The organism is Frateuria defendens (genome assembly GCF_001182895.1).
In the GTDB taxonomy this organism is placed as follows: domain Bacteria; phylum Pseudomonadota; class Gammaproteobacteria; order Xanthomonadales; family Rhodanobacteraceae; genus Frateuria_B; species Frateuria_B defendens.
Window position 1 is genome coordinate 1 of the sequence record NZ_LFQR01000108.1, and the last position, 13,771, is coordinate 13,771.

Here is a 13,771-nt window from a genome sequence, read left to right on the forward strand (position 1 = left end):
AGATCAGAGCATCCTTAGTGTCCAAGTAGGAAACGAAATGAATGGTTGTAGATGAGGAGCTTTGGCGACCGCAACCGGCTGCTCAGTGTGGTGCGTAACAGCGCCACGGTAGGCACCTACACCTACAACGCCTTCGGCGAGCGCATTGCCAAGACGGCGACGCTGCCGCAGGCGGTGAACGAGCGCTACGCCTGCGACGAGGGTAGCCAGCTACTGACCGAGTACGGCGGCATGAACCGGGATTACGTCTGGCTGGATGACCTGCCGGTGGCGGTGGTGGATGCCCTGGCGGTACGGCCAGGGGTAGCTATGTCCCGCAATGCCAAATGTGCCGCCGCCCGCGTCAGTGGCGGGCCGCTGCCGCCGGGCTGCGGCAGCAGCGTGCCGGTCATCCGCACGCTGCCCGCGCCGGCGCGCGCGTCAAGTTCGTGGGTGCCGGCGAGCGATCAGTTCCACTGACGGGTTGCCGGATCGCGCAGGCCGTGGCTTGCCGCGATAGGTGATACGGACATCTATCCATATGGACGTCCGTATTATTCTGTGCGCGTGGCCTTGGTGCCGTGGCTCGTGGTCGGAGTGGCGGCCTCGACCGGCGTGCCGGCACGCCCGTTCGATGCAACGGGAAAGCTCGTCTCCCACCCGCCGCCCAGCGCCTTGAACAGGCCGACGAGGGCCAGGGAGACGTCGGTGGAGCTGGTGACCCAGGCCTGCTGCGTGTCCAGCAGGTTGGTCTGCACGGTGAGCACGTCGAGGAAGTTGGTTGCGCCGGCCACGTATTGCCGGCGGGCGTTGTCCAGCGCCTCCTGGTTCTGCGCGACGCCGGCGGCCAGTTTGTCGCGGCGCGCCTGGCGGGCGTCGTAGTCGCTCATTGCGTCGTCGACCTCGTGCCAGGCGCCGAGCACGGTGCGCTGGAAGCGGAGCATGGCCTCCTGTTGCTGCGCCTTGCGCAGGGCGAGCTGGCCCTTCAGCCGGCCGCCTTCGAACAGCGGCACGCTGAGGGCGGGGCCGATGCCGAACATGCGCGAACCCCAGCTGTCGAGGTCGCCGAAGCGCATGGCCTGGAGACTTAAGTTGGCCGAGAGCGTGATGCGCGGGTAGAAATCGCCGACCGCCACGCCGATGTCGGCGGTGGCGGCATGCAGGCGGGCCTCGGCTTCGCGGATGTCGGGGCGGCGCTCGGCCAGCTCGGAGGGCAAGCCCAGCGGAACCCGCGGTGGGGCGGGGGGGATGGGCGCCGCGGCCTGCAGCTCGGCGGCGAGCGCGCCCGGCGGCTGCCCCAGCAGGAAGCTGAGCGCGTTGACCAGGCGCACGCGCTGGTTCTCCAGCCCCGGCAGCTGCGCCTCCATCGCGCTGACCTGCGCGGCCGCCTCGGCCGTCTCCAGGTGGGTGGCCACGCCGTCGGCGAAGCGCCGCTGCGTCAGGGCGAGGCTGCGGCGCGCGAGCTCCAGGTTCTGGCGCACGATGGCCTGCTGGGCCTGCACGCCGCGCAGCCGGATGTAGTCGCTGGCGGTTTCCGCCATCGCCGAGAGCAGCACGTCGCGCCGCAGGTCGGCGCTCGCCTCCACGCTGGCGTCGGCGGATTCGAGCTGGCGCCGCACGCGGCCCCAGAGGTCCAGCTCCCACGAGGCGTCGAGGCCGGGCTGCCAGACGTCGTAGTCGTGCTTGCCGTTGAGGCCGGAGATGTCCACCAGGCCGTGCTGGCTCGAGCGCGCGTGGAGGTAAGAGGTCGTGCCTTCCACGGCGGGCTCGGCGGCGGCCCCGGCCATGCGCCGCGCGGCCCGCGCCTGCAGCAGGCGCGAGCCCGCCATGGCGACGTCCAGGTTGGCCGTGGCCACCCGCTCGACCAGCGACGACAGCTCGGCATCGCCGAAGGCGTTCCACCAGCGCGGGTCGAGGTCGCCCGGCACGAGGCGGCTGCCGGGCGTTTGCGGGGCGCTGGCGGTCCACTGCGCCGGCAGGGCGGCGTTGGGGCGGTGGAAGTCCGGGCCGACGGTGCAGCCGGCCAGCCCGAGCGCGTAGAGCGCGGCGGCGACCCGGCGCGTGAGCGGGCTCATTGCGCGGCCACCTTCGGCTGGTCTTTGCGGGCGCCATCCGTGTGCAGGGTGGCCTCGACCGACATGCCCACCTTCAGCCGGTCGAGCGCGGGCTGCCCCGGGCGCAGCACGATCTTGACGGGAAGGCGCTGGACCACCTTGGTGAAATTGCCGGTGGCGTTGTCCGGCGCGAAGGGCGCGAAGGTGACGCCGGTGGCGGGCGCGAGGCTGTCCACCACGCCGTGCAGCACGACGTCGGGGAAGGTATCCACGCGCACTTCGGCCGCCTGCCCGGGACGCACGGCGGTCAGCTGGGTCTCCTGGAAGTTGGCGATGACGTAGGCCTGCTGCAGCGGCACCACGGCGAGCAGCGCCGTGCCCGGCGTCACGTAGGCGCCCACCCGCACCGAACGCTGGCCGACCATGCCGTCGGCCGGGGCCACGATCCGTGTCCACGACAGTTGCAGGCGCGCCGTCTCCAGCGCGGCCTGCGCGCGCTGCAGCGCCGCCCCGGCGCGCTCCCGGCCGGCCTGCAGCACGGCGACTTGCTGCCTGGCGGCCTTGAGGGCCGCCTCGTTGCGGGCGACGTCGGCCTGCGCGGTGTCGATGCGCGAGCGCGCCTGCTGCGCGTTCTGCAGGCTGCCGGCGCCGTGCCGGGCGAGGTCGGTGTAGCGGTCGAAGTCGGCGCGGCTGAAGGCGTAGCCGGCGCGGGCCGCGGCCAGGGCCGCGTTCGCCTGGTCGATCACGGACTGCTGCTGCGCGAGGCTGGCGGTGGCATCGTCGATGGCGGCTCGCGCCATCGCCACGTCGGCCTCGGCGGAGGCCACGGCGGCGCGGTAGTCGCGGTCGTCGATCTGCGCCAGCAACTGCCCCTTGTGGACGACCTGGTTGTCCTCGACGTCCAGCGCGCTCACCTGGCCCGCCACGCGCGGGGCGACCACGGTGAAATCGGCGTTGACGTAGGCATCGTCGGTCGTTTCGCTGGAGGCTGTCCCCGTGCAGCGCGCGAGCGCGGCGGTGAGCGCGATCACCACCACGACGGCGGCGATGGCGAGGTACATCTTCCTGGCGGGAGGCGATTCGGACATGGGGGAACGGAACCTATCTTTAAGTCTTTGTCAGCGTGCGGGGTCCGCCGCGGGGCGCGGCGGATAGACCCGGGTGGGCAGGGCCGGGATCAGCAGGATCAGCGCGAGCGCGATCACGGCCATCAGCCGGAACACGTCGGCCGAGGCGAGCACGAGGGCCTGCTCGTGGACGTGCTGCGCGAGCAGCGCGAGGGCCGGCGGGTGACCCGCGCCCGGCTGGTCGGCGAACGCGTGTTGCGCCAGCGCCAGGCCCTGGGGCCGGTTGCCGAGCTGGTCCACCAGCACGTTGGAGTGGACGTGCTCGCGCAAGGTGAGAAAGCCCTCGGTGACGCCGGTGCCGGCCACCGCGGCGAAGCCCCGGATGGTGTTGAACCAGGCCGAGGCGAACGGCCCTTCCGCCGGCGGCAGGCCGGTGGTGGCCAGCACCAGCAGCGGGATCACCGACATCGGCTGGGCGAGGATCTGCAGCCACTGCAGCAGGTAGAAATTCTCGCGTATCCAGTCGGAGGTCATGAAGCTGCCGGCGGCGCAGGTCAGCACGATCAGCCCCAGCCCCACCGCCAGCACCCAGCGGCAATCGACCCGGCGGAGGTTGCACAGCGCCGCCACGGCGGGCAGGGCGAGCAGTTGCGGCAGGGCCACGTAGAGGGCGAGCGGGGCGGATTGCAGCGGCCGGTAGCCGTGCACCTCGGCGAGGTAGCCGGCGGGCACGGCGGCCACCGCGACCAGCACCAGCAGCACGCCGCCCAGGGTGATCAGCGCATGCGTGAGGTTGCGCCGGGCCAGCAGGTGGATCTTGAAGAACGGCAGCGGGTGGAACCATTCGTTGACGAGGAAGCTCGCCAGCGCGGCCAGCCCGCCGGCCAGCAGCACGCAGATCAGCGGGGAGTCGGTCCAGCCCAGCCGGGTGCCCTGGCCGAGCGCGGCCACCAGCATGCCGATCCCCGGCAGGCCGAGCAGCGCCCCGCGCCAGTTGAAATGGCGCAGGCGCTCCAGCCGCAGCGGATCCTGCGGCAGGCCCCACGCCACCAGCAGGATCGCCACCAGCCCGAGCGGCACGATCTGCCAGAACAGCAGCCGCCAGCCCACGTACTCGCTCCACAGTGCCGCCAAGGGCAGGCCCAGGTTCGGCGCGAAGGTGGCGGTGAGGGCATAGGCGCCGAGCCCGTAGAGCTTGATCCCCGGCGGCAGGAAGCGCAGCGCCACCGTCATCAGCATCGGCGGCAGGCAGCCGCCCGCCAGGCCCTGCAGGGCGCGCAGCGCGAACAGCGCGCCGGCGGACGGGGCGAACGGCAGGGCCAGCCCGAGCAGGGCGAAGGCCGCCACCGCGCCGATGGTGAAGCGCCGCAGCGAGAACGTGGCGGCGCACCAGGGCGCGAACATCATCGCCGTCACCTGGGTGACCTGGTACACCGTGGACAGCCACGAGCCCTGGTCGCGGCTCAGGCCCATCGCCCCGCGGATGTCGGGCATCGCCAGTTCCGTCACGTGGTCGTTGAGCTGGGCGATGACCACCGCCAGCAGCACGCCGCCGAGGCCGGCCAGCAGGCGCCCGCCGAAGGCCGGCGCCATCGCGGCCGCCGGCGCCGTGGCCGGTGCCGCCGCGGGCGGGGCGGACGCGGCGAGGCCGCTCACGCGCGCCTCCGCGGGCGCGCCGCCGACCGCTCGCCGGGGCGGGCGCGGGAGATGTGTGCAGCGGGGTGCTTCACCGCAAGCCTTCCGTGTTCCGGGGACGAATGCCGGAAGTCTAGGTACGGTGGATCAGTCCGAAAATTGAAATGTGCGCACGGCTATCGTGCGCCAGACGCACTCATTGCGCGGCCGGCTCCGACGCACGGCTGGTGCACAGCTCGCGGATCGTGCGGCGCAGCCACTGGTGGGCGCCGTCGCTCTGGAACCGCGGGTGCCAGCCCTGCACGATGACCACTGTCTCCAGCGGCAGCGGCAGCTCGAACGCCCGCGCCCGGATGCCCAGGCGCTGCACCATCCAGGCCACGTGTTCGGGCAGGGTCAGGATCAGGTCGGAGGTGCCCAGCATGAACACGCCCGAATAGAAGGTCGGGGCGACCAGGGCGACCCGGCGCGACAGGCCCAGGCCCCGCAGCGCGGTGTCGATCGGCCCGCTGGCGCGGCCGCGGCGGGACACGCTGATCTGGTCGTAGCGGGCGAAGCGCTCCGGCGTGATCGCGTGCCGGAAGATGGGGTGGTGCTCCCGCGCCAGCCCGACGAACTTGGTGGTGAACAGCGGCTGCACGTGCACGTCCGGGCCCATCGGGCGCATCGCGCTGATGTACAGGTCGACCTTGCCCTCGCGCAGCACCGAGTCCTCCGATTCGCTTTCCGGCGAGAAGCGCAGCAGCACGTGCGGCGCCTCGCGGCGCACGCGCTCGGACAGCGCCTGGCCGAAGGCGCTGATGAAGACGTCGTTCGCGTGCAGGTTGAAGTGCCGCGTGAGGGAGGGGAGGTCCACGTCCCGCTCGGGCTGGAGCAGCTGGCGCACGCCCTCGACGGAGGCGTGCACCTGTTCGCGCAGCGCGAGCGCGCGCGGCGTCGGCACCATCCTGCGCCCCACCTTGACGAAAACGGGGTCGCCGAGCGCCTCGCGGATGCGCGCCAGCGTGCGGCTCATCGCCGGCGCGCTGAGGTGCATGCGCCGCGCTGCGCCGACGACCGAACCTTCCTCCAGCAGCACGTCGAGGGCGAACAGGAGATTGAGGTCGGGCGATTGCATGGCACGCAAGTATAGGCCGCGGTGCATGCCGCGCAGGTGCCGCGGCGCGCCGGTGGGCACGCCAAGCGCGCGGCCTTGGGCCGGCGCGTTTGGCGTCGCAGACGCAGCGGTGGTCTCACCGTCGAGCACGGCGTCGCCGGTCGGTCCGGAGTGCCGCGAGGCGGCCGTCAGACCGTGCCGGTTTGCAGCAGAAACGCGCCACCGGCCCCGCTACACCGGGCGGCCGATGGCGATGCCGTGCGGCAGCAGGCCCGTTACAGCATCCGCACCAGCTCGCGCATCAGCGGCAGCCGGCGCACACGCACCGCGCTCACGCGGAACACCGCGTTCGCCAGCGCGGGCGCCGCAGTGGGCATGGCGAGGAAGCTGGCGCCGGCGGGCGGGCGGTCGCCGCCGGGAACGGTGATGACCTCGACCTCGTTGGGCAGCTGGGCCATGGTGGCGAGGGGGTAGTCCTTGTAGGACTTCTGCTGCACCTGGCCGTTCTTGAAGCTCACGGCGAGGTTGAGCGCCGTGCCCAGCGCATCCAGCGTGGCGCCGGCGACCTGGCCTTCGAGGCCGAGCGGGTTGATCGCCCGGCCGACGTCCACGGCGCACACGGCGCGCTCGATGCTGAGCGTGTTGCCGTTCAGCGAGGTCTCGATGGCGTGGGCGACGTAGGTGCCGTCCACGTGCCAGCAGGCGAGGCCGAGGCCGTTGACGCTGTGCAGCCAGTTCTGCTTCCAGCCGATGCGGTCGGCCACCAGTTGCAGCACGTTGAGCAGCCGCCCCACGTCGAGCGAGCGGCCGCCGGCGAGCGGGATCTGCCGCGCCGGCCCGAGCAGGTGCAGGCGGGTGTCGAGCGGGTCTTCCTTGAGCGCGTGGGCGATCTCGTCGACGAAGCTCTCCACCGCGAAGGCGTTGGAAAGGTGCGGCATGGCGCGCTGCGGGCCGCGGGGCAGGCTGGAGGCGAGGCCGTACCAGTCGCTGCGGTAGTTGGGCACCAGGCCGGCGGGCAGCTGGTCGGCGCCGAGCTCGGAGGTCCACAGCCGGTCGTCCGGCACGCCGCGGCGGGCGAGCGCGGAGGCGCCGGCGGTGCGCTGGGTCCAGGCGAGGATGTTGCGCTTGCGGTCGATGATGGCGCCGAGCTTCTGCGCCACCGCGGGGCGGTAGTAGTCGTGGGCGAGGTCGTCCTCGCGGGTCCACAGCAGGCGCACCGGCTTGTCGGCGGCCTTGGCCAGCATCACGGCCTCGGCCACGTAGTCGTGGTCGAGGCGGCGGCCGTAGCCGCCGCCCACGCGCGGCACGCGGATCTCGATGCGGTCGGGGGCGAGGCCGGTGAGGCGCTGCACCACGGCCCAGGCCTGCTGCGGCGCCTGGGTGGGCACCACCAGGGTGGCGCGGTCCTTCTCCACGTGCGCCAGGCAGTTCATCGGCTCGGGCGTGGCGTGGGCCAGCCAGGGCTGCACGTAGGTGGCCTCCAGCCGACGCGCGGCCTTCTTGCCGGCGGCATCGACGTCGCCGTCGTTGCGCACGCGCTGGCCCGTGGCGTCCTTGTTGTCGAGCAGGGCCAGCGCCTGCTGCTCCAGCGCGGCGCTGTCGTCGCCGCTGCCGGGCTTCCAGACGACCTTGAGCTGGGCGCGGCCCTGCAGGGCGCTCCAGGTGTCGGCGGCGAGCACGGCCACGGCCGGCGCGCCGAGGGTCTGGCCGGGTTGCAGGTTCGGCTCGGGCGTGAGCGGCACCACCTTTACCACGCCCTTCACGGCGAGCGCCGGGGCGGCGTCGATGCTGGCGAGGGCGCCGTCGGGCCAGGGGCAGCGCAGCAGCACGGCCACCAGTTCCTCGGCCTCGTGGTGGTCGATGGCGTAGCGGGTCTGGCCGGTGACGATGGCGCGCGCGTCGACGTCGCCCGCGCTCTGGCCGATCAGGGTGAAGCGGTCGGGCGTCTTGAGCGGCAGCGGCTGGGTCGGCAGGTCGATCTGGCCGGCGGCCTCGACCAGGCTGCCGTAGGCGAAGCGGCGCCCGTCCGGCGCCACCACCACGCCGGCCTGGCAGCGCAGGCGTTCGGCCGGCACGCCGAGGCGGCGCGCGGCGGCCTGGGTGATCAGGTAGCGCGCCACCGCGCCGGCCTGGCGCAGGTCGGCCCAGGCGGCGGGGATGGCGTCGCCGGTGCCGCCGCGCTGGTGGCCGTAGATCCACGCGGGCTTGCCGTCGCGCACGGCGACGCCGAGGCCGAGCGGCACCACGCTCACCTGGTTCCAGTCGGCGTCCAGTTCGTCGGCGATGAGGCGCGCCAGCGCGGTGCTGAGGCCGGTGCCGGTGTCCGGGTCGCGGATGCCGATCACCACGTTGCCGTCGCCGTCGATGCGCACATAGGCGCCGAGCGCGTGCAGGTCGTCGCCGAGCAGGGCGGCGGGCAGCGGCGCGTCGGGCGCGTCGGGCGCGGCGGCCTCGGCGGCGAGCGGGATGCCGATCACCAGCGCGCAGGCACCGCCGGCGAGCAGCTTGACGAAGCGGCGGCGCGAAAGCGGCGGCAGCGTGGCGCTCATGACTTGCCTCCGTTGGCGGCGCGCTTGATGGCGCGGCGCACGCGGGTCTGGCAGCCGCAGCGGCACAGCACCGGCAGCTGGTCGATGTCATCGTCGGTGGGGTGCGGCTTGCGGCCGAGCAGGTCGAGCGCGGCGATCAGCCAGCCGGGCGTGCAGTAGCCGCAGCCGATCGCGTCCTCGTCCACGAAGGCCTGCTGCAGCGGATGCAGCGTGCCGTCGGTGGCGGCCATGCCCTCCACCGTGGTGATGCGCTTGCCGGCGAGCGAGGCCACCGTCTGGCCGAGCGCGGGGACCGCCTTGCCGTCCACCAGCACCAGGTCGGCGCCGCTGTGCTCGCCGCCGTACTTGGTGCCGGTGAGGCGCAGCACGTCGCGCAGGTACCACAGCAGCGGCATCTTCGGATCGCCCGTGTGGCGGAAGCGCTCGCCGTTGATGAGAAGGTCCACGCCCTCGCGGATCTTTTCCGGGACGATGTTTTCTTCGCTGCCGCTCGGCAGGTCGCGGGCTTGCGCTTGCGCCATCAACAGTTCTCCATGCAGTGCCGGCTATTGTGGCATCGAGCCGCGCGGGGAGGCCGCGTCGCGGCTGAACAGGCGTCGCCACACGAAATACACCGGCACGCCGGCGAGCATGATCAGCAGGCCGATGCCGGCATTGCGCGGGTTGCTGAGCATGGTCTCCACCACCACCCAGCCGATCACGCCGACGAAGACCAGCGGCAGCAGCGGGTAGCCGGGCACCTTGAAATCCACCGTGCCCGCGTCGCGGCGGCGGTACCAGAACAACGTGGCCACGCCCACCGCGCAGGCCAGCCAGTCGCCGAAGGTGGCGTAGTCGAGCAGCTGGCCGTAGCTGCCCGAGAGCACGAGCACGATCGACCAGCCCGAGAGCAGCACCAGTGCGATGTTCGGCGTGCGGTGCCTGGGGTGCAGCCGCGCCACGGTGCGGAAGAACAGGCCGTCCTCGCCCATCACCTGCAGCACGCGCGCGCCGGCCACCAGGGTGATGTTGCAGAAGCCCAGGGTGGAGATGGCGATGCCGAGCGCGATGACCTTGGCGCCGGCGGTGCCGGCCACGCGCTGCATCACGTCCGCCGCCGGCGCGGTGCTGGCGGCGAGGCCGTCGTGGCCGAGCACGGCGAGGTAGGCCACGTTCACCAATGCGTAGGCGGCGATCACGATCAGCATGCCGAGGGTGAGCGCGCGCGGCAGGGTGCGCTGCGGCTCGGCGACCTCGCCGGCGAGGTTGTTGAGGTAGGTGAAGCCCGAGTAGGCGAACAGCACCGGCAGCGCCGCGCCCATGAAGCCCACGCCCTCGCGGGCGGGGTCGGCCGCCAGCACCGGCGAGCCGGCGCCGGCGAGGAACAGCCCGCACACCACCAGCACCGCCACCGCCAGCAGCTTGAGCAGGGCGAAGGTGTTCTGCACCTGCGCGCCGAGCTTGAGCCCGAACAGGTTGATGCCGCTGACGAACACCAGCGCGCCCACCGCGAGCGGCAGGCCCATCGACGCGGGCAGGTCGAACAGCGCGCAGGCATAGCCGGCGAAGATGGTGGCCACGGCGGCAGTGGAGCCGGAGTAGATCACCAGCAGCATGATCCAGCCGAACAGGAAGCCGGCCAGCGGCCCGAAGGCCTCGCGCAGGTACACGTAGCTGCCGCCCGCGCGCGGGCGGCGCGCGCCCAGCTCCGCGTAGCACAGCGCGCCGATCAGGGTGAGGATGCCCGCGCCCACCCACATCGCGAGCAGCGCCAGGCCCGACTCGGTGCGCTCCGCGGCGATGCCGGAGTTGCGGAAGATGCCGCCGCCGATGATGCCGCCGACCACGATCAGCGCGGCGTCGCGGAGGCGGAGGCGGCGCACGTAGCCGCTGGGGGTGTCGATCATGGGAAAAGGGTGGTGATGGCGCGAACCCGAAGCATGGCGGGCGGGCCGGCCGCGGGCAAGCGTTCGCGGGCAGGCGGGTTGCCCTCGCGGCCGCATTGCCTACAATGCCCGGCGCCCGCCTGGATTCGGCGGGGCGTTTCAACCATCACAACAGGGGACAACCCATGCACAAGCCTCTCGCGACGATCGCCGCGGCGATCGCCATGGCGGCCGCTTCCGCCGCCTCCCATGCCGCCGACACCGTCAACGGCGCCTTCTTCGTCAACGGCAACCTGGGCCAGTCGCAGTACCGCGTCGCCCTTGCCGACGGCTACGGCGTGCACAGCGACAAGAAGGACACCACCTACGCCGCGCGCTTCGGCTACGTCTGGTACAACACCGTGGACTTCGGCGTCGAAGGCGGCTACGTCGACCTGGGCGAGGCCAGCGTCTCGTACAACGACGGCGTCACGCGCCTGCGCGGCAAGCTCAGCAGCAAGGCCCTGCTGGCCGGCGTGAACGGCAAGTACCACTTCGGCGGCAACCACTGGTACGTGGCCGCGCGCGGCGGCTACCTGCGCACCCGCGTGACCTCGCGCGGCAGCTATAGCGAGCCCGGCTACTACACCTACGGCTCGTCCACCTACAACGGCAACGGCTGGTACGCCGGCGCCAGCGTGGGCTACGACTTCACGCCCAACTTCGGGCTCGGCCTGCACTACGACAACTACCGCGTGAAGCTGGATTCCTACAACGGCCTGAGCCGCTCCAGGGTCAACGTGGCGGCGTTCTCGCTGGGCGCGGAATACCGCTTCTGAAGCGATCCGTCGTCATCGCCAAGCGCAACGGCCGCCGCGAGGCGGCCGTTGTGTTTCGGGCGTATGGCGACGGGGCGCGCGCTTTGCTTCCTCTCCCCGCCGGGGCACGCGGGGAGGCGCCATGGATGGCGCCGGCTTTGAGGAGCGAGGAGAGGACCGAGGCGAGGGGCGGGTGCTTGCCGGAGCGCTCGCTCGAAGCGAGGGTGTGGCACCCGTGTCCCCTCACCCCAACCCTCTCCCCGGCGGGGAGAGGGAGCCGGTGCGGCGAGCGTGCGGCCCTCGCCCTGCTTCCTCTCCCCAGCCGGGGCGGAGCCGCGTCGAGCTGGATGGGAGAGGCCGCGCCTCGCGTCCTCTCCCGTTGCGGGGAACCGCCGTTCAGAACCCGCTGCGCAGGAACAAGTCCAGCCGCGTCACGTCCAGCGAGCCCAGGCCCGCGCCCGGGTTGTAGCGCGGCTCGCCCTGGTAGAACCAGTTGTCGCCGGCGCTGACCGCGTTGAAGGCGGACCAGCGGCCGTAGCCGAACACGTTCTGCACCAGGTACAGGTGCGGGTTCCACAGGCCGATGCGCTGGCCGGTGCTCTGCCTGAGCAGCGCGGTGATGCCGTTGAGCTGGGGCGAGACGAAACTGGTACCGCCGTTGCCCGAGACCACGCCGCCGTCCACGGTGGAAACCACCAGGTAGCCGGTCTCTGGGTCGGCGTTGAGGGAGACGTCCGGCAGGTTGCGGCCGCGGAAGTTGCCGGGCAGCTTGAGCAGGGTGGTCGGGCCGGCGTCGGGGTCGTTGTAGACCAGCGACTGGTCCTTCTCGCTGCGCCGCACGCCGTCGGTGAAGCGCTGGTAGAACGGCGTGCGCCAGTACACGCTGACGCCGCCGCCCCCGCCGACCGAGAACAGGTCGATCGCGCCCGCGCCGTAGTAGGTGTCGAAGTAGCGCTGCAGGTAGCTCCAGCCCCACACGCTCTCCTGCGTGATCGACTCCACCGGGTGCTTGCCGAAGCTGTAGTTGAAGGGCGTGGTGGTGCCGCCGGCGGCGGTGACGTAGGGGTCGGAGGCCGGCGAATCCACCGTGAGCGGCGCGCTGAACTCGCCTGGCCCGCTGCCGGTGCCCAGCCCGCGCACGGTGTCGTAGGCGCCCGAGTCGCCGGTGGCGGCGAACACCGACTGCCCCTGCACGGCCGCCTCCAGGAAGATCTGGTGGAAGGCGCGCAGGTCGCCCACGTCGGTGGTGTCGTCCACGCGGGCGCCGTCCACGTTGAGCGCGGCGAAGTTGTAGATCTCCGGCAGGCCCCAGCTGGTGGAGATGCTGTCGGCCTTGTTGTCGATCACCGCCTGGGCGAAGGCGTTGACGTAGCTGGCGCTGGTGTTGGGCGCGTCGTACACGAGCACGTCGGCGAACGGCGCCAGGCCGCCGGACTGCTCCACGTCGAGCGCCGTCTCGCCGCTGCCGGCGTCGATGTCGCCGCCGCCGTCCACGTGCACCTGGGTGATGCGGTGCGGCTTGGTGGTGAGGCCGATGCCGTCCCAGTACGCCTGTGCGTCGGCCGGGTCGAAGTTGGAGAGGGTGACCACCGCCACCGTCGAGCCGCGGCCGTCGATGCCGCGCTGGTAGAGCGGGTTGATGTGGTAGAGGTTGGCCACGTCGCCCACGGTGTAGTTGCCCGGCTCGCCGGTGGCGGTGGGGTTGTCCTGCGCGGCCGGCGCCTTGGCCGGGGCCTTGAGCGTGGTGGCCGGGGCGGGGCCGCTCTTCGCCACCGGGAAGGCGGCATTGCGCACGCGGTGCGAGAGGTACACCCGCTGGTTGTCCAGGCCGCCGACGTTGACCACCGTGCCGGCCAGCGTCGCGGGCAGCACCAGCGCCTTGGACGGGCGGTGGAAGCGGCGGCCACTCTCGCGCGCCACGTAGTCGTGGATCGGCGCCTGGAACAGCGTGCCGAACTGACCGAGCGTGCCGTTCACGTGGATCGCCAGCCGGTTGGCGGCCACCTCGCCGCGCAGCCCCTGTTTGGCGAGGAAGGCCTGCACCTGGGCGATCTGCGCATCGGTGGCGCCGTAGCGGCTGGCGAATTCGGTGGTGCTGAGGAAGCGGTGGTAGTTGGGCGAGCCGGGCGTCACGGTGTCCTGGATATAACGCTCCAGCGCGGCCTCGTCGCGCAGCTTCAGTACCAGCGTGGCCTTGGTGCCGGCGGCGGTGGGGGCGAGGCCGGCATCGGTGTGCGCCTCCTGTCCGGCGGCGAGGGCGGTGCCGGAAGTGGCGGCGAGGAGTAGGGCGAGCGAGGCGGCAAGGGACGTGCGGCGCAGCGAAACGTGCATGATGAAACTCCTTGTAGCGACGGATCGAATCGGGCCGGCGGGCGTCTGCGCGCGGCCGCGTGGCGGCCGGGCCTGCGCCCGGTGCATCGTCCAGAACCTCGTAACCCCGGCCCACCGGCGCGACGCCGCGGCTCCCCCTGCGTGATCGGCGTGCGTCGCGCGGCCGAGCGTAATGTGCCTGCGTGTGGTGTGGGAAGTGACGGGGGGACATAAGGGGCTGTGCGCGATCTCTCTGCGGGTGCCCGGTGCAGGAGGCATGCTGTGTTGTTGAAGCCCAATTCCGTTGAAGCGCGGTCGCTAGCCGGCCGGCCGTTGGCCGGGGTTTCGCTCCCCTGCCGGGGAGCGAGCTACTTTCTCTTGCTTGTCCAAGAGAAAGTAGCCAAAGAGAAGGACACCCC

At 72.1% G+C, this 13,771-nt stretch carries 10 protein-coding genes; 2 read left to right on the top strand and 8 right to left on the bottom strand.

Annotated elements, in window-relative coordinates:
* Positions 1-51 precede the first annotated feature (51 nt).
* Positions 52-459, top strand: coding sequence for a hypothetical protein (locus ACH65_RS14230; RefSeq protein ID WP_049623275.1), 408 nt, complete (start codon positions 52-54; stop codon positions 457-459).
* A 74-nt stretch (positions 460-533) separates the two neighbouring features.
* On the opposite strand, the gene ACH65_RS14235 is transcribed toward ACH65_RS14230, so the two are convergent.
* The 7 genes from ACH65_RS14235 to ACH65_RS14265 form a co-directional block, all read right to left on the bottom strand.
* Positions 534-2,054 carry an efflux transporter outer membrane subunit gene (locus tag ACH65_RS14235; RefSeq protein WP_049623276.1) on the bottom strand — a complete coding sequence of 507 codons (1,521 nt, stop codon included), beginning with the start codon at positions 2,052-2,054 and terminating at the stop codon, positions 534-536.
* Positions 2,051-3,121, bottom strand: coding sequence for an HlyD family secretion protein (locus ACH65_RS14240; protein ID WP_049623277.1), 1,071 nt, complete (start codon positions 3,119-3,121; stop codon positions 2,051-2,053). Before ACH65_RS14240 ends, ACH65_RS14235 begins: the two co-directional genes overlap by 4 nt.
* Before the next feature lie 30 nt (positions 3,122-3,151).
* Positions 3,152-4,756, bottom strand: coding sequence for an MFS transporter (locus ACH65_RS14245; protein ID WP_049623278.1), 1,605 nt, complete (start codon positions 4,754-4,756; stop codon positions 3,152-3,154).
* 175 nt (positions 4,757-4,931) lie between these two features.
* Positions 4,932-5,852: a LysR family transcriptional regulator gene (locus ACH65_RS14250; RefSeq protein ID WP_049623284.1), complete on the bottom strand. Its 921-nt coding sequence runs from the start codon at positions 5,850-5,852 to the stop codon at positions 4,932-4,934.
* A 254-nt stretch (positions 5,853-6,106) separates the two neighbouring features.
* Positions 6,107-8,380, bottom strand: a complete 2,274-nt coding sequence (locus ACH65_RS14255) for a xanthine dehydrogenase family protein molybdopterin-binding subunit (protein ID WP_049623279.1) — start codon at positions 8,378-8,380, stop codon at positions 6,107-6,109.
* Positions 8,377-8,901, bottom strand: coding sequence for a (2Fe-2S)-binding protein (locus ACH65_RS14260; protein ID WP_049623280.1), 525 nt, complete (start codon positions 8,899-8,901; stop codon positions 8,377-8,379). Before ACH65_RS14260 ends, ACH65_RS14255 begins: the two co-directional genes overlap by 4 nt.
* Positions 8,902-8,925: 24 nt before the next feature.
* A complete protein-coding gene (locus ACH65_RS14265; RefSeq protein ID WP_049623281.1) occupies positions 8,926-10,266 on the bottom strand; it encodes an APC family permease in 1,341 nt (446 codons plus the stop codon).
* A gap of 164 nt (positions 10,267-10,430) precedes the next feature.
* On the opposite strand from ACH65_RS14265, the gene ACH65_RS14270 reads away from it, so the two are divergent.
* The gene (locus ACH65_RS14270; RefSeq protein WP_049623282.1) at positions 10,431-11,063 is read left to right on the top strand and encodes an outer membrane protein; all 633 of its coding nucleotides are present in this window, start codon (positions 10,431-10,433) and stop codon (positions 11,061-11,063) included.
* 375 nt (positions 11,064-11,438) lie between these two features.
* Here ACH65_RS14270 and ACH65_RS14275 read toward each other — a convergent pair whose 3' ends face one another.
* Positions 11,439-13,373 carry a S53 family peptidase gene (locus ACH65_RS14275; RefSeq protein ID WP_049623283.1) on the bottom strand — a complete coding sequence of 645 codons (1,935 nt, stop codon included), beginning with the start codon at positions 13,371-13,373 and terminating at the stop codon, positions 11,439-11,441.
* Between the last annotated feature and the right edge of the window lie 398 nt (positions 13,374-13,771).